The following is a 24,697-nucleotide window of genomic DNA, read 5'->3' on the forward strand; positions in this document are numbered from 1 at the left end:
GTTTTCTCATGTCTTCTCGCAATTATTGAAGATGTAAACAGCATTGTATTTGGACTCCTCCTTGTTAATTTCCTCATCCCAGACCACTTTTTCAGTAACTAAGGAGTTAAATAGGGAATTAAATATGTTTATCAACATGTTTAGTACCTCATCTGGTGAAGTGCCTCCGATAGAAGAACTTGTGATTATCACGCTGCCTGCACTAGTACACCCTACTTTCTGAGAAGAGCGAGGATATATCGTTGCACATACGTACAGAATTATCATCTGTGTTTTTAACCCTCTCTTTCTCCATTCTATACGTATTCCACAGCTGTTTTCAAAAGATAACGACTCCATTTTTGTGATTTCTTGGACTTTCCTTAGAAAACCCCTCTTTTTTGTGTTAAATAGAATGAACCTCTTGTTCGTTACTGCGATGTTATGAAACTTACCATTATTTATTTCCAGTTTCTGCATGATTCCAAGAATATACTCCCCCGGCATCAGGTAGTCCCGAAGTTCCATTTCCTCCTCCCTCCGGGTATTTATGTATTTCCCTCCTCCCGGAGGGTATAATACTGGGCGAAGGGGTTAAATAGGCACGGGACAAAATTCATTCAGGTGTGAGCATGGAGGGTGTTGAATACATCTACGACGAGCACGGGAGAATTAAGGGCGTTATAATCCCTCCCGAACTCTGGGAGAAAGTTAAGGCGGAGTTATTTGAGCCGTCAAAGTACCGGGGCATTTACAGGGGCAGAAAGAACCTTGGGAAGAGCCTCAGGGAGCTGAGGGAGGAATGGGAGAGGGATTTTTGATTGACACCAACGTCCTCATCTACTACCTCGCGGACGCAATCCCGGAGGGGGAGCTTCCTAAAGTAGAGGAAATCCTGAGGAAGAGCTTTAACGTCTCAATAATCACGAAGATTGAGTTCCTCGGCTGGAAGGGGCACACTCCAGAGGGCTTTGAGAAGTCAAAGGAGTTCATAAGCTTCGCCCATGTTATACCACTTACCGACGAGATAGCGGAGGTTGCCATCGAACTCAGGCGGAGGGTGAGCATAAAGCTCCCCGATGCAGTTATCGCTGCTACCGCCCTGAGGTACAACCTCACGCTGGTGACGAGGAACGTTAAGGACTTCGAGAAAATTGAGGGCCTGAGGATATACAACCCCTTCGAAAAGGTTGATAGGAGTTAGCTTTCTTCACCTTCTTATGTCAATTTCAACGTCGTTGGGTCTGGGAAAGGATTTAGAGCAGCCCAAGGCGGTGGAGTTTGCGTTCTTCAAACTCCTTCTCTTCCTCGCGGATTTCCTTCATAATCTCCTTGGCAGATTTGTCAAGCTTCAAAATTCCCCAGAGCTCAACCTTCTCATCAATTGGGAGGAGAAAGATTTCATCTCCAAAGTCGAGAGCATGAAACTTTTGCTTTCCCAAACTCAACCCCCGGGAAAAATCACCCATCAATTACAAAAACTTTTCCAAGAAAGTGGGCAGAAAAGCAGAAGGGTAAGAGAAAGCCTCCAGCCCTCAGCGTGAGGACTGGGCGATCCTCTCGATCTCTTCCTTCTTGCTGTAGGCGAAGCTCTTCGGGTCCTTGTTGGCAGCCGCGATTATCTCCTCGGCGAGGGCCTGGGCGTAGCTGGTCTTGTTGCGGTAGCACTTGGCGCTCGCACCGAGGGCGATGTTCTTGAGGGCTATGTCGAGCCTCCTGAGCGGGGCAACGTCAACGGCCATGTGGTAGCGGATTCCACCGAAGGCGATGGTGGTCGTATCTTCCCTCGGGGAGGAGTTCTCAAGGGCCCTGACGAGAACCTGTATCGGGTTCTGCTTGGTTCTGCGCTCGATGATCATGAAGGCCTCCTTGACGACCTCGTAGGCCTTCATCTTCTTGCTCATGAGGGAGCGGCTCTCACGCCTCATGAAGTGGCCGCCGACCTTGTGGCCGCTGGCGCCGCTGCGCATGACCTTGTTGATGAGCCTCTCGACGATGTGAACGTTGGCCTTGCCGAAGGACTTCTTGGCGTGCCTTCCGTGGCTGTGCGGGAGGATCCTCGGCTCCAGGTTGATGTAGGGCCTGAGGGACGGGTCGTTCACGACGACGTCCTCAACGCTCCACCTGCCCATGACCTTGAGCTCCTTAGGCTGATAGAACCTCTCGGTGATTGCCTTGGCCATTCACTTCACCTCCTTGGCTTCTCCTTCCTTCCCTTGACGAGCTCCTTGAGGGAGACCCTGTTGACCTTGACGACCTTGTACCTGATTCCCGGGATATCACCGACGGAACCACCCTTTGGACCACCGATTCCCTCGATGATGACCTCGTCGTGCTCGTCGATGTGGTTTATAGCTCCGTCACCGGGGGTGAATGCGGTAACGACCTTACCGTTCTTGATGAGCTGAACCCTGACGGCCTTACGCATAGCCGAGTTCGGCTGCTTTGCCTCGACGGCTATCTTCTCGAGGACGATGCCCTTGGCCTGCGGGGCACCTCCAAGCGGGTCGCTCTTCTCCTTGAGCCTGAGGACTCTCCTCTTGTACCTGATGTCGCTCCAGCGGAACTTCTTCCTCTTGAGCTTGAGCTTCCTTCCGGCAAACTCTCCATACGGGGCCTTCTTTCCAGCCATGATCATCACCTCAGATTATGACCACATCGTGAATGCCGTGGTGTCTCTCCATCAACTCTTTCACGAGGTTGATGTTCTGGCCGCCCTTTCCGATAGCCCTGGCCTTGTCGCGGGGCCCGATGTCGAGGAGGGCGACCTTCTTACCATCACGCTTCTCAGTGATGTGGACCTTTTTAACCTTAACCCCGAGGCTCTTATAAATGTTCCTCAGGAACTCTTCGGGGTTCTCCGAGTGCTCGATGAGCTCTATCTCCTTTCCGAGCATGTTCTGGACGCGCTTGACGTTGGCTCCCTTCTTTCCGAGAGCGAGTCCCATCTCACCCTTCTTAATGACGTATATGAGCCTGTTCCTGTTGGTGTCGATGAGGCAGTCCATCACTGTCGCTCCGGTCATGCTCTCGAAGAGCGCTATGAACTTGATCTGGTCGGTGTTGAGCTTGAGCGGCATTACTCCTTACCCCCAGCCAAGGCCAGTATCCTGCTCTCACCGGGGTCGATTATCGCGAGGGCCGAAACGGTGTGCGGCCTTCCGAGGAGGGTTCCGAGCTCGACGCTGGTTCCCTCGAACTCGTAAATCGGTATGCCGCTGAGCTTGGCGTAGTAGAGTATGTCCTCCTTTATGTCCGGCCTCGCGTTCCTGGCCACGATAATCATCTTGGCGCCGCCCATCTTGGCGTACTGGATGGCCTTCTTCGCTCCCATGATTATCTTCCCGGTGTCCTCTGCCTTCCTAAGCTCGAATGCGAAATCAACCATACATCACACCTCCCTACTCCCTTTTCGGTCTCAGGGGGAGATTCATTGCCAGTTTGACCATTCCGGTTCCGACTGGAACCGGCTGCCCTATCAGCACGTTCTCCACGACACCGTTGAGGGGGTCCTCATCGCCCCTCTCAGCGGCCTCGAAGAGGTGCTGGGTGGTTATCTCGAAGGCGGCCCTGGCAAGCACGCTGGCCTTCTCCCCAACTATACCGTGCCTGCCTATGGGCAGTATCACACCGTCGAGCGTCATCATGTCGGCGACGAGCATGATGTGCCTGACGTCAACCTCGAGACCCTGCTCGCGCATCGTGTTGACGATTTCCTCTATGATGGCGTTTCTTGCCGCTTCAATGCCGAGCACGTCGGCGATCTCCCAGATGTTGTTCGTCCTGGTTCTCGTAGGGTCAACGCCCGGGACCTTGAGCACCTGCTTGAAGTTCGAACCCTCGGTGTAGATGACGTACTCGTCGCCTTCCTTCCTTATGATGGTCTTCCCGACGCCCGAGAGGCCTTTAAGGCGGTGCTTTTTAACCTTTTCGGCAAGTCTCCTGAGGTCGGAGAGCTTTCCGACCTTCTTGGGCCTCATTATGAGCGTGTATCCATCGACCTCGAACTCAGCGCTCTTGAAAGAGCCCTCGAGCTTCCTCTGGACCTTCTCCATGTCCAGACCGGCCTTCTCAAGCCTCTCCAGATCGATGTCCACTATGAACTCGTAGTTGAGTATGTCGATGCTCATCTCGCGGGCGAGGTTTTCCAGGGTGGTACCTTCGATCCTCCTCGCGACCTCAAGGGCCTTCTCCCTGTCGTGGCGGTGCTTCTCGTCGAGGTAAACGGTCATGATCGGGGTGGATGGGTTCTTTCTCGCATCGACGATCTCGATGATTCTCGGCAGACCGAGGGTGACGTTGATTTCCGCGACACCCGCGTAGTGGAAGGTGTTGAGGGTCATCTGCGTTGAGGGCTCACCAATGGACTGTGCGGCAACGGTTCCTATGGCCTCCCCCGGCTCGACGAGGGCGTTCTGGTACTCGCGGACGGTCTCCTCGATGATGGCCTCTATCTCCGCCTTCTTGAGCTTGTACTTCTTATTGTACTCGACCAGCTTGTTGTAGAGCTCCTCCCTGAGGTTCTCCGGGAGGTCTGCCTTGTCCACCAGGCTCTTGATGGTCTTCGCTGCGACCATTTCACTCACCTCCCCTCATCTTGACGAGGGTTCTAAGGATGACCCTGTCAACATCAACGGTCTTGCCCTGCCAGCTCTTCATGGGGTCGATGCCGTCCTCACCGTACTTGAACTGGACGATGATTCCGGTCGGGTCTCTCACAGTTCCGTCGTAGTCCACCTTGAGGTCCTGGAGGGCGTTGATGAGCCTTCTCTGCATGTAACCGCTCTGGGCGGTCCTGACCGCGGTGTCGACAAGTCCCTCACGTCCACCCATTGCGTGGAAGAAGTACTCCTGCGGGGTAAGGCCGCTCTTGTAGGAGTTGGTGACGAATCCCTTCGCCCTCGCGCCTAAATCGCCGGGCTTGAAGTGCGTGAGAACCCTTCCGCGGTAGCCGCGGTAGAGGCGCTTACCACGGATGGACTGCTGACCGAGCATTGCCGCCATCTGGGTGATGTTGAGCATCTTACCCCTCGCACCGGTCTTGGCCATGATGACCGCGTGGTTGCCCATACCGAGGTAGCGCTCTGCGACCTTACCGGCGTTGTCACGCGCCTCGGCGAGGACAGCCATGATGTTGCTCTCGAGTGTCTCCTCAAGGGTCTTACCCGGCAGCGGCTCAAGCTCGCCGTTCTTGTAGGCCTCTATGAGCCTGTTGACCCTCTCCTCGGCCTCGCGGATTATCTCGTGAATCCTGTCGAGGGCCTCGCTCGGAAGGTCCTCGTCGTCTATGGCGGTGGTGAAGCCCTTGTGGGTGATGGTCCAGATGGCGAGCTTGGTGACCTGGTCGAGGAACTGTCTCGCCCTATCGACACCGTACTCCCTCACTATGAGGTCGAGGAGCTTTCCGTCCTCCCTTCCGTAGGCCTTCTTGTCTATGGCGCCGCTTAGGAGCTTTCCGTTCTGTATGTAGACGAAGCCGTCGTAGGCGAGCTTTCTAACTTCCTCCGGGTCGGGAACGAGCTTCTCCTCGATGAGCTTTTCGAGTGCCTCACAGCGCTCCGGCTCGTCGCAGAGCTTGTTGCGATACCAGATGGTGAGGTCCTCAGGCAGGACGAGCGAGAAGATGGTCTTCCCGCTCCAGAGTTCGACGCCGTTCTCCACCCTGTCCGGCTCCGGAAGCTCGCGGATGTCGATTCCCGCGAACATGAGCATCTGCTCGACTTCTGAGCGGGTGAAGTAGGCACCCTCGCGGGTGAGCAGATAGCCGCCGGAGATGTGGTCCTGGATTCCAGCGATGAGCGGGCCTCCGTACCTCGGCGAGATGATGTGGTTCTGGACCTCCATGAGTATCCTCGCTTCGGCCTGGGCCTCCTCGGTCTGCGGCACGTGGAGGTTCATCTCGTCACCGTCGAAGTCAGCGTTGTACGGCGGGCAGACCGAGAGGTTGAGGCGGAAGGTTCTGTAGGGCATAACGCGGACGCGGTGGGCCATGATGGACATCCTGTGGAGTGAGGGCTGTCTGTTGAATAGCACTATGTCCCCGTCCATGAGGTGCCTCTCGACCGTCCAGCCGAGGTCGAGCTTTTCGGCAATGATCTCAAGGTTGTTCTCCATGAGGCGGATTCTCCTCCCCTCTGGGTCGATGACGTAGTTGGCGCCCGGATACTTCTCGGGCCCGTTGAGGACCATCTTCTTGAGCTTCTCGAAGTTGAACTCGGTGACCTTCTCCGGAACGGTGAGCTCCATGGCGACGGCCATCGGAACGCCGACCTCGTTGATGCTTATCATCGGGTCGGGACTGATGACCGTACGGGCCGAGAAGTTGACACGCTTACCGCTGAGGTTTCCACGGAAGCGGCCCTCCTTACCCTTGAGCCTCTGGGAGAGGGTCTTGAGGGGCCTTCCGCTCTTGTGCTTGGCCGGCGGGATTCCGGAGGTCTCGTTGTTGATGTAGGTGGTAACGTGGTACTGGAGGAGGTCCCAGAGGTCTTCAATAATCAGCTGCGGTGCACCTGCCTCGATGTTGGACTTGAGGCGGTTGTTGATACGGATGATGTCAACGAGCTTGTGGGTGAGGTCGTCCTCCGCTCTGATACCGCTCTCAAGGGTGATGGACGGTCTCATGGTGACCGGCGGAACCGGCAGGACCGTCAGTATCATCCACTCTGGGCGAGCTTTCTCGGGGTGAAGTCCGAGCAGGTGCAGGTCCTTGTCGGGTATCTTCTCGAGCCTGTCCCTGACCTCGCTCGGCATCATTCTGTGTCTGTACTCGTTGCCCTCTTCGTCCTTCCTGAGCTCCCAGTAGATGGTCGGCCTCTCGAACTTGATCGGGAACTGCGGCGCTCCACAGTGCGGGCAGACCATTCTCTCCTTGGCCTTCTTGTGGATCTCCTTGATGAGCCTGTCCTTGGCCTTCTTCCTGTCGCCCATTACGGTGAACTTGTGGGTGTACTCCTCTATCTCCTCGTCGGTGAGCTTTATCCTTCCGCACTCGCGGCAGGTGCTCTCCAGAACGCGGTGGATGGTCTTGGCGAATCCGACGTGGACTATCGGCCTGGCGAGCTCAACGTGGCCGAAGTGGCCCGGACAGTCTCCAGCTCTCGCTCCACAGGTCTCACAGCGGAGTCCCGGGTCAACAACACCCAGTCTTTTGTCCATGAGGCCGCCTTCGATTGGGTAGCCGTCGTCGTCGTAGGTGTCGGGGACGGTTATCTCGGCCGCGCTCATCTTTCTGATTTCCTGGGGTGAGAGGATACCGAATTCAATACTCCCGATGATCTTCTTCATCGACTGCATGCTATCACACCCTATCCGTTATCTTGAGGGACGGCCTTATTCCCATAGCCTTCAGCTCGTCGAGCAGCAGCTTGAAGGCGTAGCTCATCTCCACCTTGCTGATCTTCTCTTCCTCTCCACAGACCGGGCAGTAGACCTTTCCTCTGCGCTTGTCCTCGAGTGCCAGGTGTCCGCAGCTCTCGCAGACCCATACCTCGGTCTTGTCGCTCTCCTCGAGCAGTCTCTCTATGAGAAGCATCGCGGCGCCGTGGCCTATGAGGACGTCACGCTCCATCTCACCGAACCTGAGACCACCTTCCCTGGCCCTACCCTCGGTTGGCTGCTTTGTAAGAACCTGGACCGGACCTCTTGAGCGCGCGTGCATCTTGTCGGCGACCATGTGGTGGAGCCTCTGGTAGTAGATGACGCCCACGAATATGTCGGCCTCAAGGCGCCTTCCTGTTATGCCGTCGTACATGACTTCCCTGCCGCTGTGCTTGAATCCGAGCTCCTCAAGCTCCTTCCTGAGCTTCTCCTCGGGCTCACCAATGAACGCGGTTCCATCGACCCTCCTTCCGGTGAGGGCGGCGACCTTTCCGCCTATGGCCTCGATGAGCTGTCCGACGGTCATACGGCTCGGGATACCGTGCGGGTTGACGATGAGGTCGGGAACGATTCCGCTCTCGGTCCAGGGCATGTCCTCCTGCGGAACGATGAGACCCACGACACCCTTCTGTCCGTGCCTCGATGCGAACTTGTCTCCGAACTCCGGGATGCGGAGGTCCCTGGTGGTCACCTTGACGAGTTTGGTTCCGTCGCCGGTCTCGGTGATGATAACCTTGTCAACTATGCCCCTCTCGCTCGGCCTGACGGTGACGCTCGTCTCCCTTCTCTCCTGGAGTATTATTCCTCCGAGGCCGCTCTGCTCCTCAAGGAACCTTGGCGGTGAGGTTCTGCCGACGAGAACGTCCTTACCCGTGACCTTTGACTCCGGGAAGATTATACCGTCCTCGTCGAGGTGGCGGTAGTACTTCTCGCCGAGATAGCCCTGTATGGTCGGGTCGGGAACCTCGAAGCGGTCGGTCTGACCGCCGAGGTAGCGCTTCTCCTCGGCCTCGTATGTCCTGAAGAAGGTGCTCCTTCCGAGACCGCGCTCGATGGAGGCCTTGTTCATTATGATGGCGTCCTCCATGTTGTAGCCGCTGTAACTGAGAACCGCGACCACGAAGTTCTGACCAGCGGGCCTCTCCTCGAAACCGACGGCCTTCATGATGCGTGAGTTGACGAGCGGAACCTGCGGGTAGTGCATGAGATGCCCGCGCGTGTCCACCCTTATCCTGAAGTTGGCGGTACCAAAGCCGAGGCTCTGCTTGGCCATACCCGCTCCGTAGGTGTTACGCGGGGCGGCGTTGTGCTCGGGATACGGAACGAGCGAAGCCGGGATACCGAGTATCGCGGCCGGCATGAGCTCAAGGTGGGTGTGCTCCTCCGTGACCTCCCACGGCCATGTTGCCACGTAGGCGTTCTCCTCCTCTTCCGCGTCGAGGTACTCTATGATGCCCATCTTCACCAGATCGTTCCAGGTGAGGGCCCCGCTCTTTATTGCATCGACATGCTCCTTGGTGAGCTTCGGCTGTCCGTTCTCGACGATGATGAGCGGTCTCCTGACGCGACCGTCGTCGCTGTTGACGTATATCTCCCTAACCTCCTCGTCCTGGTATATCGCCACGTTGATGACGTCGCTTATCTTTCCGCTTCTCCTGTCGCTCCTTATCCGGCGGACGAGGGACTCCCCATCCTCTATGGTCCCGATGAGAACTCCGTTGAGGTAGAGGCGCCAGAGTTCGGGGCTCGGGCGGCGCTCCTCGATGGAAACGACACCGAGCTTGTTCAGGTACTCCCTGACCTCCTCCTCGGGGATGCCGGTGGTTATCTGGGACATCAGTGAGAGGTTCTTAACGAGACCACAGTTCGGACCTTCCGGAGTCTCCGTCGGACAGATCCTTCCCCAGTGGGTTCCGTGAAGATCACGCGCCTCGAAGTGGGGCTGATCTCTGCTGAGCGGAGAAGTGACGCGCCTGAGATGTGAAAGGGTGCTCATGTAGTTCGTTCTATCGAGAAGCTGGCTCACACCGGTCCTTCCGCCGGGCCAGGCACCGGTCGCTAAAGCGTGCTCGATCCTCTCGCTGAGGACATCGGGTCTTATGGAGTTTCTCACAAACCTCTGGATGTTCTCGAAGGTGTAGCGCTCGCCCTTCCTCTGGTAGGTCTTGGTCATCTGGTACTGCATGTCCTTGACGAGCTGACCGAAGGCGACGCGGAAGAGGTCCCTGAGGAGGTCTCCAGCGAGCTTGAGCCTCTTGTTGGCGTAGTGGTCCTTGTCGTCCTCGCCGCGGAGGCCGAGGGAAAGCTCGAGAACCTTGAGGGCCATCATGCCGAGGTAATAGGCTTTGGCCTTCCTCCTCTCCGGCTCAACGCCCATGTGCGGGAGGAGGTTGTTGTCTATTATGTGCTCGGCCCTCCTGAGCCTGTACTCCTTCGGCTGGCCGGGCAGGGAGAGCTTTCCGATGTAGTCGAGGGCATCCTCCTGGTTCATCACGTCGCTGGCGTCCTCGAGGTTGTCGAAGAGAACCTGCTGTATCCTCGGATCGTCGCTCACGGCCTCGACGATCTCTTTATCGCTCAGAAGACCGAGGGCGCGCATGACGTAGACGAACTTAACTGGCCTGGGGACGTTCGGAATGTTGACGTAGAGTATTCCGTCCTTCCTCCTCTCGACGGTTATCAGCGCCCTGTAGCCGTGCCTGTATGAGAAGACCTTTGCGATTATCCTGTTCTGCCTCTCGTCGCGCTCAACGAGGGTCTTGTTCGGGGCGAGGTCCTCAATGGAGACTATAACCCTCTCGGAGCCGTTTATGATGAAGTATCCTCCCGGGTCCTTTGGATCCTCGCCGAGCTTGATGAGCTCCTCGTCGCTGAGGCCGTAGAGCCTGCAGGCCTTGGACTTGAGCATTATCGGGAGCTCTCCAATGCGAACTTCAACGGGTTCCTGCTCGATGCCCTTGATGACCGGGATGAGCTCGAGGTAGAGCGGGGCCGAGTAGGTCAGGTTCCTTATCCTGGCGTCCATCGGGTAGAGCGGCTTCCTCTGCCCCTGGGCTTCCTGGAACTCGGGTTCGCCCAGGCGTATTTTACCGAACTTAACCTCGAAGTCCGGGATATCCGGCTTCAGTCCGCCGAACTCGTATATGACCTGCTGCATGCCGCCCTCAATGAAAGCGTTGTAAGAATCAAGGTGCTGCCTTACGAGTCCCCTCTCCTTCCAGTAGGCGTCCATAACGAGCCAGAGGTCGTCAGGAGTAACATCCACAACGGTTGGTCCTCTCGATGCCATAATCTCACCTCGCAGAATCAGTCCTCCACCACAAGGCGGTAGTAGTTGTAGTAACCCGCCGTCGGGCTTTTTCTTTTGATCTCGAGGATGTCACCCGGCTTTGCCCCAAGGGCCACGACAGCAGGGTCCGAAGCCTTGATCTGCGGAAGCTGGGAGATTCTGATCCTGTACTTCCTGAGGAGCTCCTCCTTCTCCTCTTCGCTCAGTATTCTGTGCTCGGGAACCAGCTCATGCGTGAATATATCAAACTCTTTTTTCGTCGCCACCGAGAATTGCCCCCTTTAACATTTTTTAAGAACGATTATCACTACCTCACACCTGCGGGTTTCGGTATATAAGCTTTTCGAGTGGTATCTGGCTTGTAGGGGTTTATATCGGTTGCGTAAAGTTTAAGAACCGTTTTCCATGCCGAAAAGCTACTTTGATGTACTTCTATGTCCATCATCATGGGGAAAGACTTATAAATGTTTGCCGTCGGTTCGATATTCGAACTTTCTAAAAAACGGCCATATGCTCGAAATCTTCTGTAATTTTGACATGAGTTGTGCTAGGATAATGGCATAACGTGGCTGATTAACGGGCTCATCTGTCACATCCGATCAAAATGTGGGTAAAATTTGGTCAGTTTTTTGTAAGAAACAGTGCCCGCTGACGCTTTTAAATGTCCAATACGACCCTGGAAGGCCCAGTATTATGGATCAGAATGTTTTTACAGCCATACCTTATGAACCCGCTTGAAAAATCGGTGTTTTGTTTGCGAAGCAAGCTTTTGGAAAAGCCTCACCAGGAGACTTTTCTGGCGAAAAGTTTCATCAAAGTTTGTGATTCTTTTTGGAGTGCTCTTTTGCAAGTGTTTGCTTCTAAAATGTCTTTTGGAGTTTGGAATTCCTTGTTGGGAGGCACATTTGTTTTTGGGTTTACACTTTTCTCGCGTTCCGAAGGAGCGCTTTTTGTAAGTAAACCCTCCTTGTAGGCTTTAAAAGTGAATTCCCCGCTTGAAAGAGCTTTTTTAGAGTGCAAACACATCTCAGAATAGCATTTGGAAGAAGAATCACCAACCTTGATCAAACTTCGCGAAGGCGAAGTTTGTGTTGGTGGGCCCGGGGGGCTTTGAACCCCCGACCACGCGGTTATGAGCCGCGCGCTCTGACCAGGCTGAGCTACGGGCCCATGAGATGGCGCCGCCGCCCGGACTCGAACCGGGGACCGCCGGATTAACAGTCCGGCGCTCTACCGACTAAGCTACGGCGGCACGACCCAATGTAGGGAATATGGAGTGGATTTATAAATCTTACGGTGCCCCCGATGAGGGATGTCAGTCCTTTCTTGTGGAACATGGCGCGAGAACCGGCTGCGAAAACTTTATATTTTCCCGGGGGAGTCTTAAACCGTGCCCCGGTAGCCTAGCCTGGCGGGGCGGCGGACTTGTAATCCGCCGGTCGCGGGTTCAAATCCCGCCCGGGGCTCCACAACAAACTTTCCTGACGAAAAGTTTGATCAAGGTTCGTAGCCCCTTCTGGAAGTGTCAATTTTCAAGTGGTTTCTCATTATCGGAGCGTTTAACACGGAGAACAACTCTAAACTACTGCCCGTACAAGGGGTTTGCTTCTTTTGACACCCTTCGGGCGTCTTTTTAGAGTTAAACCCCTTCAACAGGAACCCCAAAATGGTTCTCACCTGAAACGTCGGCCTTGAGTTGAGAAACCACCTTTCCAAAGTGCAACCTGGAGAAGAGCTACGAACTTTTGGTGAAGCTTTTGGAAACGCTTTTTGACCAAAATTCGCCGGATAAGTTGCTCGCTTAAAACCGCTGTGTATTGTGTTGGAGGCGAGAGGCATGAACCTCAGCTCGTCGTGAAGATGGTCCAGCTCTGGTAGTCAGCTTCCATAAGAACCTCTATTACGTCCTCTTCACCGTGGCGTATCTCCCTCACCGTTATCTCCTTCTTGACACGGCCCTGTGCAACGGCCTGGTGAACCTCTTTGGGGAGCTCCTCGGTTACTGGGATTATTCCGCCCTTCACGTATATTCCCGCCAGCTTGCCCCTCTGGAGGAGGAATCCCCTCACTGGGACAACGTACTCATCAAACCCAACCTCATATCCGGTGTTCTCAACACGTTCAACCCCAACTGTCACATGAATTACCCATGTGTAAATTTTCTATTACATATTTGTGCCCTTCCTTTAAAAAATCTTTCTGGACAACATCGGGATAAGGAAATAGAAAAGGCACCTCAGTAATCAATCTCGCCCTTCTCCCTCAGCCCGAGGTACATTCTCCAGCTTAAGACGGGCTTCTTTGCCGCCAGAACGTCATCGACCCTCCTCACCGCTGTGCTGTGCGGTGCGCCCTTGACGAGCTCTGGGTTGCTGTAAGCTTCTTCGCTTATCCTCTTAAGGGCCTCGACGTAGGCGTCGAGCTCCTCCCTGCTCACCGTCTCGGTCGGCTCGATCATCAACGCCTCGTGGACTATCAGCGGGAAGTATATCGTCGGTGCGTGCATTCCGAAGTCGAGGAGCCTCTTGGCAACGTCCAGGGCCTTAACTCCAGTCTCCTTCTTCATGGGCTCGGTGCTGAACACCACCTCGTGCTTCCTGAGCTCCTTGTGGGGCAGCTCGTAGCCCCTCGTTCCCTTCAGCTTCTGGGTGAGGTAGTTGGCGTTGAGAACCGCTATCTCGCTGACCTCCCTGAGGCCTTCCCTGCCCATTATCTTGAGGTAGGTCAGGGCCCTAACCATCACCGCGAAGTTGCCGTAGAGCTCCTTCACCTTGCCTATGCTCTTCGGCACGTCGTAGTCGAGGTAGTAGCGATCGTTCTCCCCATCGTAGCCCACGAGCGGAACCGGCAGGTAGTCCTTGAGGAAGTCCTTAACGCCGACCGGCCCGCTTCCAGGACCGCCGCCGCCGTGCGGGGTTGAGAACGTCTTGTGGAGGTTGAGGTGGACAACGTCGAAGCCCATATCGCCGGGCCTTATCTTTCCGAGGACGGCGTTGAGGTTGGCTCCGTCGTAGTAGAGCAGGCCACCGGCCTTGTGGACTATCTTCGCTATCTCGAGTATCTCGTCCTCGAAGATGCCGAGGGTGTTGGGGTTGGTGAGCATTAAACCGGCGGTCCTTTCACCGACGGCGTTCTCAAGGGCCTCCAGGTCCATCGTTCCCTCTTCGGTCGAGGGGATTTCGATGACCTTAAAGCCGGCCATCGCTGCGGAGGCGGGATTGGTTCCGTGGGCCGAATCGGCCACCAGCATCTCGTCCCTCTGCGGTTCACCGTTGTCGAGGTGGTAGGCCCTGATTATCGAAACGCCCGTGAACTCGCCGTTCGCCCCGGCCGCCGGCTGAAGGGTGAAGCGGTCCATTCCCGTTATCTCCTTGAGCCACTGCTCAAGCTCCCACATGACCCTTAGCGCTCCCTGGACGGTTCTCTCGTCCTGGTACGGATGGATGTAGGCAACTCCCGGGTGGCCGGCTATCTCCTCGTTTATCTTTGGATTGTACTTCATGGTGCACGAGCCGAGCGGATAGATGCCGGAGTCGACGCCGTAGTTCATCTCGCTCAGGCGGGTGTAGTGCTTCACAACCTCCGGCTCGCTCAGCTCCGGAAGGTTCAGCGGGCTTTTTCTTTTGATCTTATCGGGAATTTCAATCGCCACGTCCTCCATAGGGGCCGGCATCGTGTAGCCAACCCTTCCCGGCCTTGAGAGCTCAAAGATGAGCGGTTCGCTCCATTTAGCCTGACGGAACATTCAGGCCACCTCCTTGAGGGCCTCTATGAGGGCATCGACCCATTCCTTTCTCGTCGTCTCGGTCGCGGCGAAGAGGGCTCCCTCACCCAGCTCGGGGAAGTGCTCTCCAATGTAATGGCCGCCGTGGATGTTCCTTGCCAAGAGCATCTCGTGTACCTCGCTGTAGGGTCTCTCAAAGCGGACGAGTACGTCCTTGAAGTTCACGCCATCGAACGGAACCTCCGCCACCTCCGAGAGCCTTTTCTTGAGGTAGGCGGTGTTCTTGAGGATGACCTCTCCGAGCTCGCTGAGACCTCTGGGGCCGAGGGTTGCGAGGTGTATCGCGGCGGCAACCGCCACCAGGGCCTCGTTTGAGCATATGTTTGAGGTCGCCTTGGCGCGCCTTATGTGCTGCTCCCTGGTCTGGAGCGTCATCACAAAGGCCCTCCTTCCGTCCGCGTCTCTGCTCATTCCGATGATCCTTCCGGGCATCTGGCGGATGAGCTTTTTGTCATTCCTGACTGCAAAGATTCCCGCCCTCGGACCTCCGAAGTTCATCGGGTTTCCAAAGTAAGCGGCCTCACCGACGACGATATCCGCCCCGAGCTCTCCCGGCGCCTCCACTACGCCGAGGATCGTTGGGTCGGCGCCGACTACGAAGAGCGCCCCTGCCTCGTGAGCTATTTCGCCGATTTCCCTGAGGTTCTCCTCAATCAGCCCGAAGAAGTTGGGTACCTCAACGTAAACACCGGCTGCACCGTCGGCGGCTTCCTTGAGCTTCTCCATATCAACCTGTCCCCTCTCGTCCCAGGGCACCTCGGTTATCTCCATACCCGGGCCCGCGGTATAGGTTCTGAGAACGGCCTTCTTCTCGGGGCTTAGGGCTTTGGGGATGACGAACTTCTTCCTTCTGGTAACGCGGGCGCTCATCAGCGCGGCCTCTGCCATCGCCGTGCCCCAGTCGTACATCGATGAATTGACTATGGGGAGACCCACGAGCTCGGCTATCATGCTCTGGTACTCGAAGAGGGCCTGGAGCATCCCCTGGCTTACCTCCGGCTGATAGGGGGTGTAAGCGGTTAGGAACTCGCTCCTTTCGATGAGGTACTTCACGTGCGCGGGAACGTAGTGGAAGTACGTCCCGGCCCCGAGGAAGCTGGGCATCTCAAGGGCGGTCCTGTTCTGACCCAGGACTTCGTTAAGCTCCCTGAAGACCTCATACTCGCTCTTTCCCTTGGGCAGGTTGAACTTCTGGACCATGCCCTTCGGGACGTCGGAGAAGAGGTCCTCGAGCGACGTGAACCCGATTTCTTTCAGCATTTCATCCCTGTGCGCCAGGTTCGGGAGGTAGTGCCTTCCCATGCCTATCACCTTCTGAGCTTTAAGATGCTCGTTGAAAGTTGGGGGCTGAGAATATATGCTTTGTGCCACCGGAGATAGAACCGTGTATCGCTGGAAGAAAAAATAAATGGGCAGAGGTTTCAGCCGGTAACGCCGACGTCCTCGAAGAACTTCTCCATCAGGCCCGCGACGGCCCTTATATCGTACTGCATGGTCTCGTAGACCGCCCACTGGACGAGGCTGTACTCCCTGCCGTCGAGGGTCTTGAAGCCGCTCGGGGCGTTCACGTTGAAGTTGGCGTGGAGCTCGATGTTCTGTATCGCCCAGCAGTCCTTGCTCACGTATGTGTGGATGGAACAATCCGTTAATCGGGTCTCACATCTTCTTCTGGCCTTGTGAGAGTGGCAATTAGATTGAAAAATAAGCGCCGTTAGAATTGCACGCCATTTTCCGCCAGCGCTGAAACTTTGTGGGACAAAATTTCATCAACGTTCGTGGCTCTTTGGAAATTTGCCTGAATATCTGGGTTTTCAATTGGAGTCTGACATTGGGGTGTGAAGGATCAAGGAATGCTGGCCTCGAAAGGGTTAACTTCAAACAAGACGCCCAAAGGGCGTCGAGAAATAGTAACCTCACCAGGGAATAGCCACTCGGGCAGGTTCTTCCTGTCAAAACCAGACGTAGATCATGCTTGGAAAATCCGACAATTGGAATTCACACAAGAGCCACGAACCTTGTCAAATTCAACGGGACTATCGTCCCGTGCGTTGAAGCTCCGCTTCAACGTCGCGAAGATGAAGCTTGTAGAATGGAGCCCCGGGCGGGGTTTGAACCCGCGGCCTGCCGCTTACCAAGCGGCCGCTCCACCAGGCTGAGCCACCGGGGCGTCGATGATACGATGCAGTCGAGGCTTTATAAATTTTTCCCCTCCCCCAGTTTGTCCACCAATCCCTCAAGGACCTCCCTGAAGTTGGCCGCATCTATCCATTTAATGCCCATCTTCTGCGCCCAGGTGAGTATGCCGACGTCCGCGGAAACTATAGTTGCGTCGAGCTCCTTTGCGAGAAGAATCAGCTCAAAGTCCTCCTTACTGTCAACGATGCCCTCACGGAGGGCTTTGCGGTAGTTTCTGCGGAGTTTCTGGATTATCCTATCCACGTTGTCGGTCTCGATGACCCCCTCCCGTACCGCCCTCTCGGCGACGCGGAGTCCCTTGTCGATCCTGCGCCGGATATCGTCTATCAGCTCGTAGACGACGAAGGCAGGGATTTTGATGTCGTGAACGTTCGGGGGCTTTTTGATTATGTACAGCTCGACCTCGGGAAGGAGCTCCTCCTCATCGACGAAATGCATAACCTCCCTGTAGATGCCCGGGGGCATGTAGAACTCTATTTTACCGAAGAGCCTCTCGGCATAGCCCAGAAAAGTTCTCATAGCCTCGGTTGGACTATCGCCGAACTTTCCCCGTATCTCGGGGTTGACGAAGATGCTCGTGTCCAGGACAAACCGCATTGCCACGTTACCACCACAAGCTTATTTAAGTGCGGAAGTTTAAAACGGTTAGGTGAAAGCATGAAGGTCGGAGTCGTTTTTGGAGTCAGCGAGCTTGCGAACCCGAAGGCCTTTGAGAAGAAAGCCTCGGAGTTCATAACGGGCCTCGCAAAGGAGTTTGAGGTTGTTGGAGGGTTCTTCATCTCGACACGGAAGGATTTCAGGGATGCCAAGGAGGAGGTCAACTTCAACGAGGTTGATGCCATAGTTCTCTACCCCCTCACCGGCGGCACAGAAGGCCCGCTGAAGGAGTTTTTCGTTTACAGGCGGCCGATAGTCATCTACGGCGACCCGTTCAACAACTCCCTCGCCGCTGGAATCGAGCTCAGGGAGTACTTCAGGGACAGGCTCGTGCCGTCCACCCTGGTGAAGGACTTCAACGAGCTGAAGGCGGCGCTTCTGGGATACGAGGACATGAAGGAGGTTCTGGATAAGTTCCTCAAGATGCGCATCGGCATAATCGGCAGGGTCTCACCCTGGCTCATCAACGAGAAGTTCGAGCTTCCCTACACCAGCATCAGCCTCAAGAAGTTCTACGAGTACTACGATGCCACAACCGACGCGGAAGGCTGGAAGGTGGTGGAGGAAATCGTCGGAAAGGCCATCGAGATAAAGGAGCCCGGCAGGGAGGACCTGGTGAAGGCCGGAAGGATATACATCGCAATAAAGAGAATCCTGGAGGACTACAGGCTCGATGGCTTTACCATCGGCTGCTTCGACCTGATAGGCAAGCTTAAGGCGACGCCCTGCCTGGCCCTGGCGATGTTCAACGCGGAGGGAATTCCGGCCGCCTGCGAGGGCGAGCTGAACGCGCTCATGGGCATGATGATAGCGAGGCGCTTCTTCGACAAGCCGGCATTCATGGGCAACATTGCCGACTACGGGGAAAGCCACATAATCCTCGCCCACTGCACCGCACCGCTCATCGGAAAGTACATCATCAGGTCGCACTTTGAGAGCGGCATGGGCGTCGGCGTCGACGTCCAGCTGCCCAGGGGAAAGGCCAGCCTCCTGAAGATACGCGGAAGAAAGGCCGTCGTTGCCGGCGTCGAGGTGGTCGGCCAGGAGCACAGCAATTCCAGGTGTAGAACCCAGATGAAACTCCGCATAGAGGACGCGATGGACTTCATAGACGGCACCCTCGGAAACCATCATCTGCTGGTCTACGTGGACAGTGAGGAGCTGGCGGACCTGCTCAGCGAGCTGGGCTTCGAGGTTATGCTCTACTGAGCTTTTTTCAATTTCCAAACTTTTTCAGAACAGGGCAGCAAAGGGAAAAGTAAAAACGAGAGGCTAGGATGCGCTCTTCTCGAACCTCGCCCCGTAGAACTTCAGGCCGAGCCACGCGACGACCCCTGCCCCTATGACGATGGGGTTCAGGGTCACACCGGCCAGGCCGAGGACGCCGATTACCCCGCGCATCCAAGACTTGAGCTTCGTGCTGTAAAAGCCGGTCAGCGCTATCGCCAGCAGGTACATGACGAAGAGGGTCGCCAGGAGGTAGTAGAGCACCCGGATGATCATCGCCGGGGTCCACTCCGAGACCGTTATGAGGAACATCTCCGGGTGGGTGAAGTATATATACGGCCCTATGTACCCAGCGAGCGCGTACTTCACGGCGTTCATTGCTGTCTTCCAGAAGTCCCCGCCTGCTATTGCAGAGCCCGCGTAGCTGGCCAGTGCCACCGGCGGGGTGACGTCGGCGAGGATTCCGAAGTAGAACACGAAGAAGTGGGCCGCGAGCATGGCAATCAGCACGGTGTAGCCGGGAACCGGCTGGTTGTAGGGTTCTATGTTCCTGACCAGCATGTAGATCGCCGGGGCGGCGACGAGAGAGGTGATGATATAGTTGGCCGTCGTTGGCACTCCCATTCCGAGTATGAGGCTGAAGACCATCGTGAGCAGGAGGAGCAGCCAGAGGTTTCCGTGGGTAAGGCTTATGAGGCGGTAGCCGATGTTCGTCAGCTCACCGGTCATCGTGAGGACGCCCTGTATCAGGCCGGCAGAAGCTGCCGCAAGCATGACGCTGACGCTGGTTTTACCGGCGTCTATCATGGCCTCGTAGGTGGCGCGGTACATCATCTTGCCGCTGTCGAGTGCCGAGCGGTAGCCGACGAGGATTGAGAACACTATTCCAAAGACGCCGGTCATGAGGACTATCTGCTCCTTGCCCATTCCAATGTACTTGGTCAGGGCTATGAACAGCAGGAAGAGGGAGGTTATGTAGAACTTCTCGTTGAAGGCGACCCCCTTCTTCATGACCCCCAGTGCGGCCAGCAGGAGGAACATGGCCAGGAGAACCATGGAGGTCTGCTTTCCAACGTCCTTGCTCAGGAACATCAGGAGTGTCCCTAGCAGTGCAACTGCGACGTAGAGCTTCTCGTTTCCATATATCTCGTCCCTCGATATCCACGCAACCCAGATGGCAACTCCAAGTGAGGAGATAGCCGCTATCTGGGGCGCTATTCCCCACACGAGGGCAACTGTGATGACGACTATCGGCAGGAGGATGTAGAGCTTGCGCAGGAAGTAGGCCATCGTCTTGAACGCCTCGGCGGCCATGCCCTTAAGGCCCAGCCTCTTGGTCTCGAGGTCTATGAAGAGGTAAACTCCTCCATAGTAGACCAGAGCCGGGAGAACGGCTGCGATGATGATTTTGTTATAGGGTAGGTTGAGGAACTCGGCCATGATGAAGGCGGCGGCGCCCATGATAGGCGGCATCAGCTGGCCGCCGGTTGATGCGACCGGCTCGACGGCTCCAGCTATCTCAGGGGGATAGCCTGCCTTCTTCATCAGGGGAATCGTGAAGGTTCCCGTTGTGAGGACGTTTGCAACGCTCGAACCGCTGACCGTTCCCATTAGGGCGCTTGAGATGACGGCTGACTTAGCCGGGCCGCCGGGCCTCTTTCCAAAGAGACTTATCATGAACTCGGTGATGTAGTCGCTGACGCCTATCCTCAGAAGGAAGGCACCGAAGAATATGAAGGCAAACACGTATATCGTCATGACGAAGAACGGGATTCCGAAGATTCCCTCGTCGAAGTAGAGCTGCTGGACGAAGCGGGTCCAGTCGTAGTTGATGGCGTAGATTCCGTAGAGCAGGAAAAGGACTACTATCATGGGCAGGACCCAGCCAAGGACGCGCCTCGTTGCCTCGATGACCATTATTATGGCCAGCAGTCCGAATATCACGTCGGTCTGGTTCAGGGACGACGTCAGTATGTAGCGCTCATAGACCGCAAACAGGTAGAGCATTGAAACCACTCCGACGGCTCCCATGACGTAGTCGTAGGAGAAAACCTTCCGGAAGTACTTCTCCCTCTTGCGTATCGGGTAGAGGAGGAAGGTTATCACCATGAGCATGGCCATGACGAAGGCCTCGCCCTGCTTGGGCTGGAAGGTTATCCTCAGGAATTCAAGCTCCAGGCCGAGGCGCTGGAAGAGGTCGTAGAGCGTGTAGTTGAAGTTGAAGATGAACAGAATCTCGTACAGGCCGATGAGCACCGCCGCCACCTTAACCACGAGTTCCAGCCTCGGGGGCAGGGTTCTCGTCCGTTCTATCACGACCTCCTCCATCTCAACAACATCTATACTGGGTTCTTCTGCCACTTTACCACCTCCCAATGAGTTTCATTATGAGCGGAACGCGCTTGATGCGGAAATCCACAACGACCTGCCTCCCACCGTCGGAGTCCACAATGACGGGGGAGCCGTTCACGGTGATGTTCGCGTGGTTTATCGGGATGAACCAGTAGCGGAATTCCTTCCCGAGGTAATCGTGGGTCTTCTTGATGTAAAACCCGTCCGTCAGGTTCTGGATGTCCTCGGGAAGGCCCGCCCCGAAGTCCTTCCACTTCATCTCAACGGCGTAGAAACCGCTGTCGTTGGCAACGAGCACCTCCACCACCTGGCTCCGCTCAACGCTGTGGATGTAGGATATCTCAATGGTGGAACCAGGGGGATAGAAATGAGACTCGTCATCAACAGTTATCTCAACAGCTTTAACCGGAAGAAATAGCAGGAGAAATGCGAGAATGATTGCAAAAAAAGAAAGGGCTTTTCGGCTCAAAGAGACCCTCCTCACGGCTTTAACTCATCAGGAACGGTCTTGCCCTTCTCCTCGTAGTACTTGACGGCTCCCGGGTGAAGCGGGATGCTCATACCGTCGAGTGCCGTGTCGAAGCTGATGTACTGGGCCTTGGCGTGAACCTGCCTGAGCTCGTCAACGTGGAGGAAGAGGAGCCTGGTCATGGCGTAAACGACATCATCCGGAACGTCGGCGCTGACGACGAGGATGGCCTTAACGGCGAGCGTCTGGGTGTCCTCGGTCATGCCCTTGTAGGTGTCCTTCGGGAGGGTCTGGGTGACGTAGAATATGTACCCCTGATCCTTGAGCTTCTTGAGGATGTCCTCGCCTATCGGGAGAACCCTGACGGGGGTCTGAACCGCTATCTGGTCAATTGCCGGAGTGGGGGCGCCCGAAACTATAACCGCGGCGTCGATCTGGCCGAGCTTGAGCTGCTGGGCGGCCTCGCTGAACTTGAGGTAGACCTTGTCAACGTCGTTCCAGACTCCAGCGGCTTCAAGTATCTGCTGGGCGGCCACGGCGGTACCGCTTCCGGCGGCACCAACGGCCACCTTCTTGCCCTTGAGGTCCTCGAGGGTCTTTATGTTGCTGTCGGCTTTAACGACGAACTGTATGGTCTCGGGGTAGAGGGCAGCTATGCCGCGGATCTTGGTAACCGGCTTGCCCTGAAACGCCTCAAGGGTGGTGCCGTGGAAGGCGTAGTAGGCGACATCGTTCTGCATTATCGCGGCCTGGGCCCTTCCCTCACCGATGGCCTGGGCGTTGGCAACGCTGGCACCGCTGGTGACGGCCCTGGCTTCAATCTTAATACCCGCCTCATCCTTGCTGTACTGGTTCAGTATGTTGGCGTAGGCGGAGCCGAGCGGGTAATAGACGCCGCTGGTTCCACCGGTGTATATCTCCACCGAGTAGCTCTCGGTCGGGCCGGTGGTGGAGCTGGTCTCCCCTCCGGGGCTCATACAGCCGGCCATAACGACCGCAAAAAGCAAAACCGCAACCAATCCGATTGAGACAGACTTTCTCATAGTCCTGCACACCTCCAAACTATAATGTTCATTTATGGCCTAACGACCACATTAGGATATTGAAGTACATTGTATGTTATATAGTTTGCGTTACATTTTCGTAAATCTTTCATCGGATGCCAACGTGAAACGTAAGAACCTCGAAATAGACTATACAAAGGTAGAATTTCGAACCCGGGCAAAGCCTTTTAATCAGGACGGGAATCTCCCGTGGGGGTTGTAAAATGAAAGTTATAATGACAACCAAGATCGACCTGGCTTCCATGAACATAATGAGAAAGCTCATTGAGAACTTCGGGTTCAGGGAAGCTGAGGGGGAGTTCGATGGGAATCCCGTCTATTCAAAGGACGACACCCTTATCCTCACGACGAACGATGAGATGATATACTACGACGGCCTCGATGGGGCCATAAACGAGCAGCTGGGGCTCACCCCCGAGATCATAGTATTCGCCTCGCGCCACTCCAGCAAGCAGAAGCTTCCCGCGCTTACCACCCACGTCACCGGTAACTGGGGGAACGCGATGTACGGGGGGAAAGACGAGAGCCTCGCCGTCGCACAGCCCGCGGCCATGAAGCTTGCCCTCATGAAAATGGACGAGCTCAACGACCTCGGATGGACCGTCTGCTACGAGGCAACGCATCACGGCCCCAGCGAGCTCGACGTGCCGAGCCTGTTTATTGAGATAGGCTCGAGTGAGGATGAGTGGGTCAACGACAGGGCGGGGGAGATAATAGCCGAGACGATAATCCACGTGCTCGAAAATTACAAGACCGCTAAGTTCCCGGTCGCCATAGGCATAGGTGGCGGGCACTACGCACCCAAGCAGACCAAGAGGGCACTTGAGACCGACATAGCTTTCAGCCACATAGCCCCGAAGTACGCACATCCGGTTAAAGAGGAGCTTCTCATCAGGGCCATTGAGAGGACACAGGGAGGAGTCGATGCCATTTACGTTGACTGGAAGGGCAGCAGGGGAGAAACCAGGCAGCTGGCGAAGAGACTGGCCGAGGAACTGGGCTTGGAGTTCATAAGGGACTGAAGGGGCGAAATCTTTAAAGATGTTGAGCGGGATTTAAAAATCAACACCCGTCCTTAGCTAAATTTATATACTCCCTGCGTACAAAGTGGAACAGATGTTAAATTGCCCGGAGGGTGAAAAGATGCTGAAGCTGATTGAAGATGCCATCGAGAGAACCTCCGCCGGCCTTAACAAGGTGCCGGAGGCCCAAACCCCCCAGACTGACATCGATGAGGAGCTCAGGAGAATCCTTGAGCAGATTCAGGCTAAGATTAATGTCGTTGGTGTCGGCGGTGCCGGCTGTAACACCATTAACAGGATGATGCAGGTTGGTATTGAGGGTGCGAAGGTTGTCGCCATCAACACGGACGCCCAGGACCTCCTCAAGGTTCGCGCTCACAGGAAGATACTCATCGGTAAGGAACTCACCCGCGGCCTCGGGGCCGGGAACAACCCCAAGATGGGTGAGGAGGCTGCAAAGGAGAGTGAGCGCGAGATAAGGGAGGCCCTTGAAGGGGCGGACATGGTCTTCATCACCTGCGGTCTCGGTGGCGGTACCGGCACAGGTGCTGCTCCGGTCGTTGCCGAGATCGCCAAGAAGATGGGGGCCCTAACTGTCTCCGTCGTCACCCTCCCGTTCACGGTTGAGGGCATCAGGAGGATAAAGAACGCTGAGTACGGCCTGGAGAGGCTCAGGAAGAACAGCGACACCGTCATAGTCATCCCGAACGACAAGCTCATGGAGGTTGCCCCGAACCTGCCGATCCACATGGCCTTCAAGGTCGCCGACGAGATACTCGTCCAGGCAGTCAAGGGCATAACCGAGCTCATCACCAAGCCCGGCCTCGTCAACCTCGACTTCAACGACGTCCGCGCCGTCATGAAGGACGGTGGCGTCGCCATGATCGGTATCGGCGAGAGCGACAGCGAGAAGCGCGCCCTGGAGGCCGCCCAGCAGGCACTCAACAGCCCGCTCCTCGATGTTGACATAAGCGGTGCCAAGGGCGCTCTCATAAGCATCAGCGGAAGCGACGTCAAGCTCGAGGAGGCCCAGCAGATCATCGAGCTCGTCACGAGCAAGCTCGATCCGGAGGCGCAGGTCATCTGGGGTATCCAGCTCGACGAGGAGCTGGAGAAGATGATCCGCATCCTCATCGTGGTCACCGGCGTCAGCTCACCCTACGCGGTGGCTGAGGAGGAGCCGGGCTACTACGGTGAGGAGCAGGAGAGAAAAGTTATTAAGCTCGATCTTGAGGAGCTTTGACGACCTTTCATTTTCAAAATTTAGCGAGGTGACGG

Annotated in this window: 23 protein-coding genes and 4 tRNA genes; 6 read left to right on the forward strand and 21 right to left on the reverse strand. The window is 55.9% G+C overall.

Going from position 1 to position 24,697, the window contains the following annotated elements; translation table 11 throughout:
• Positions 1 to 6: 6 nt before the first annotated feature.
• Positions 7 to 507: a hypothetical protein gene (locus tag FH039_RS04095; protein ID WP_139680308.1), complete on the reverse strand. Its 501-nt coding sequence runs from the start codon at positions 505 to 507 to the stop codon at positions 7 to 9.
• Between the two features lie 104 nt (positions 508 to 611).
• On the opposite strand from FH039_RS04095, the gene FH039_RS04100 reads away from it, so the two are divergent.
• Positions 612 to 800: a hypothetical protein gene (locus tag FH039_RS04100; RefSeq protein ID WP_139680309.1), complete on the forward strand. Its 189-nt coding sequence runs from the start codon at positions 612 to 614 to the stop codon at positions 798 to 800.
• Positions 782 to 1,183 carry a type II toxin-antitoxin system VapC family toxin gene (locus FH039_RS04105; protein WP_240703275.1) on the forward strand — a complete coding sequence of 134 codons (402 nt, stop codon included), beginning with the start codon at positions 782 to 784 and terminating at the stop codon, positions 1,181 to 1,183. The genes FH039_RS04100 and FH039_RS04105 overlap by 19 nt, the downstream gene beginning before the upstream one ends.
• Before the next feature lie 52 nt (positions 1,184 to 1,235).
• On the opposite strand, the gene FH039_RS04110 is transcribed toward FH039_RS04105, so the two are convergent.
• From FH039_RS04110 to FH039_RS04160, 11 genes are all read right to left on the reverse strand, one after another.
• Positions 1,236 to 1,421 carry a hypothetical protein gene (locus tag FH039_RS04110; protein ID WP_139680310.1) on the reverse strand — a complete coding sequence of 62 codons (186 nt, stop codon included), beginning with the start codon at positions 1,419 to 1,421 and terminating at the stop codon, positions 1,236 to 1,238.
• A 93-nt stretch (positions 1,422 to 1,514) separates the two neighbouring features.
• On the reverse strand, positions 1,515 to 2,162 hold the full coding sequence (locus tag FH039_RS04115) for a 30S ribosomal protein S7 (protein ID WP_139680311.1): 648 nt from the start codon (positions 2,160 to 2,162) through the stop codon (positions 1,515 to 1,517).
• Between the two features lie 5 nt (positions 2,163 to 2,167).
• Positions 2,168 to 2,611 carry a 30S ribosomal protein S12 gene (locus FH039_RS04120; RefSeq protein WP_014012380.1) on the reverse strand — a complete coding sequence of 148 codons (444 nt, stop codon included), beginning with the start codon at positions 2,609 to 2,611 and terminating at the stop codon, positions 2,168 to 2,170.
• A gap of 10 nt (positions 2,612 to 2,621) precedes the next feature.
• On the reverse strand, positions 2,622 to 3,059 hold the full coding sequence (locus tag FH039_RS04125; RefSeq protein WP_014012379.1) for a NusA-like transcription termination signal-binding factor: 438 nt from the start codon (positions 3,057 to 3,059) through the stop codon (positions 2,622 to 2,624).
• Positions 3,059 to 3,367 (reverse strand): 50S ribosomal protein L30e, encoded by a 309-nt coding sequence (locus FH039_RS04130; RefSeq protein ID WP_014012378.1) that lies wholly within the window; start codon positions 3,365 to 3,367, stop codon positions 3,059 to 3,061. Before FH039_RS04130 ends, FH039_RS04125 begins: the two co-directional genes overlap by 1 nt.
• 13 nt (positions 3,368 to 3,380) lie before the next feature.
• Positions 3,381 to 4,556 carry a DNA-directed RNA polymerase subunit A'' gene (gene rpoA2, locus FH039_RS04135; RefSeq protein WP_139680312.1) on the reverse strand — a complete coding sequence of 392 codons (1,176 nt, stop codon included), beginning with the start codon at positions 4,554 to 4,556 and terminating at the stop codon, positions 3,381 to 3,383.
• Position 4,557: 1 nt separating this feature from the next.
• Positions 4,558 to 7,275, reverse strand: a complete 2,718-nt coding sequence (locus FH039_RS04140) for a DNA-directed RNA polymerase subunit A' (protein ID WP_139680313.1) — start codon at positions 7,273 to 7,275, stop codon at positions 4,558 to 4,560.
• Positions 7,276 to 7,279: 4 nt separating this feature from the next.
• Positions 7,280 to 10,648 carry a DNA-directed RNA polymerase subunit B gene (locus tag FH039_RS04145; RefSeq protein WP_139680314.1) on the reverse strand — a complete coding sequence of 1,123 codons (3,369 nt, stop codon included), beginning with the start codon at positions 10,646 to 10,648 and terminating at the stop codon, positions 7,280 to 7,282.
• A gap of 17 nt (positions 10,649 to 10,665) precedes the next feature.
• Positions 10,666 to 10,914, reverse strand: coding sequence for a DNA-directed RNA polymerase subunit H (locus FH039_RS04150; protein ID WP_014012374.1), 249 nt, complete (start codon positions 10,912 to 10,914; stop codon positions 10,666 to 10,668).
• Between the two features lie 826 nt (positions 10,915 to 11,740).
• Positions 11,741 to 11,818 (reverse strand) — tRNA-Ile (locus tag FH039_RS04155).
• Between the two features lie 6 nt (positions 11,819 to 11,824).
• Positions 11,825 to 11,900: transfer RNA gene (locus FH039_RS04160), tRNA-Asn, on the reverse strand.
• 140 nt (positions 11,901 to 12,040) lie between these two features.
• On the opposite strand from FH039_RS04160, the gene FH039_RS04165 reads away from it, so the two are divergent.
• Positions 12,041 to 12,117 (forward strand) — tRNA-Thr (locus tag FH039_RS04165).
• Between the two features lie 375 nt (positions 12,118 to 12,492).
• Here FH039_RS04165 and FH039_RS04170 read toward each other — a convergent pair.
• The 6 genes from FH039_RS04170 to FH039_RS04195 all read right to left on the reverse strand — a co-directional run bounded on the left by FH039_RS04170 (position 12,493) and on the right by FH039_RS04195 (position 17,225).
• Positions 12,493 to 12,786: a hypothetical protein gene (locus FH039_RS04170; protein WP_139680315.1), complete on the reverse strand. Its 294-nt coding sequence runs from the start codon at positions 12,784 to 12,786 to the stop codon at positions 12,493 to 12,495.
• Positions 12,787 to 12,884: 98 nt separating this feature from the next.
• Positions 12,885 to 14,393, reverse strand: coding sequence for an aminomethyl-transferring glycine dehydrogenase subunit GcvPB (gcvPB, locus tag FH039_RS04175; protein WP_139680316.1), 1,509 nt, complete (start codon positions 14,391 to 14,393; stop codon positions 12,885 to 12,887).
• Entirely contained in the window at positions 14,394 to 15,734 is a 1,341-nt protein-coding gene (gene gcvPA, locus FH039_RS04180; RefSeq protein WP_139680317.1) for an aminomethyl-transferring glycine dehydrogenase subunit GcvPA, read from the reverse strand.
• Positions 15,735 to 15,853: 119 nt separating this feature from the next.
• Entirely contained in the window at positions 15,854 to 16,054 is a 201-nt protein-coding gene (locus tag FH039_RS04185; protein WP_240703276.1) for a hypothetical protein, read from the reverse strand.
• 468 nt (positions 16,055 to 16,522) lie between these two features.
• Positions 16,523 to 16,599: transfer RNA gene (locus FH039_RS04190), tRNA-Thr, on the reverse strand.
• Between the two features lie 26 nt (positions 16,600 to 16,625).
• The gene (locus FH039_RS04195; protein WP_139681635.1) at positions 16,626 to 17,225 is read right to left on the reverse strand and encodes an RNA ligase partner protein; all 600 of its coding nucleotides are present in this window, start codon (positions 17,223 to 17,225) and stop codon (positions 16,626 to 16,628) included.
• A 60-nt stretch (positions 17,226 to 17,285) separates the two neighbouring features.
• Here FH039_RS04195 and FH039_RS04200 point away from each other — a divergent pair, with 60 nt between their 5' ends.
• The gene (locus FH039_RS04200) at positions 17,286 to 18,494 is read left to right on the forward strand and encodes a hypothetical protein (RefSeq protein WP_139680318.1); all 1,209 of its coding nucleotides are present in this window, start codon (positions 17,286 to 17,288) and stop codon (positions 18,492 to 18,494) included.
• A 63-nt stretch (positions 18,495 to 18,557) separates the two neighbouring features.
• On the opposite strand, the gene FH039_RS04205 is transcribed toward FH039_RS04200, so the two are convergent.
• Genes FH039_RS04205 through FH039_RS04215 form a run of 3 tightly spaced genes read right to left on the reverse strand, consistent with a single transcriptional unit; the run spans position 18,558 to position 22,376 of the window.
• Positions 18,558 to 20,873, reverse strand: coding sequence for a TRAP transporter permease (locus tag FH039_RS04205; RefSeq protein WP_139680319.1), 2,316 nt, complete (start codon positions 20,871 to 20,873; stop codon positions 18,558 to 18,560).
• Position 20,874: 1 nt separating this feature from the next.
• Positions 20,875 to 21,348, reverse strand: coding sequence for a DUF1850 domain-containing protein (locus FH039_RS12470; RefSeq protein WP_276607309.1), 474 nt, complete (start codon positions 21,346 to 21,348; stop codon positions 20,875 to 20,877).
• On the reverse strand, positions 21,345 to 22,376 hold the full coding sequence (locus FH039_RS04215; protein WP_139680321.1) for a TAXI family TRAP transporter solute-binding subunit: 1,032 nt from the start codon (positions 22,374 to 22,376) through the stop codon (positions 21,345 to 21,347). The genes FH039_RS12470 and FH039_RS04215 overlap by 4 nt, the downstream gene beginning before the upstream one ends.
• Before the next feature lie 224 nt (positions 22,377 to 22,600).
• Between FH039_RS04215 and FH039_RS04220 the strand changes: the two genes are divergently transcribed.
• Together FH039_RS04220 and ftsZ are read left to right on the forward strand one after the other, a co-directional pair.
• Entirely contained in the window at positions 22,601 to 23,419 is an 819-nt protein-coding gene (locus FH039_RS04220) for a D-aminoacyl-tRNA deacylase (RefSeq protein WP_139680322.1), read from the forward strand.
• Between the two features lie 121 nt (positions 23,420 to 23,540).
• Positions 23,541 to 24,662, forward strand: a complete 1,122-nt coding sequence (ftsZ, locus tag FH039_RS04225; protein ID WP_139680323.1) for a cell division protein FtsZ — start codon at positions 23,541 to 23,543, stop codon at positions 24,660 to 24,662.
• The last annotated feature ends 35 nt before the right edge of the window (positions 24,663 to 24,697 follow it).

Source organism: Thermococcus indicus (assembly GCF_006274605.1).
GTDB classification, from domain to species: Archaea; Methanobacteriota_B; Thermococci; order Thermococcales; family Thermococcaceae; genus Thermococcus; species Thermococcus indicus.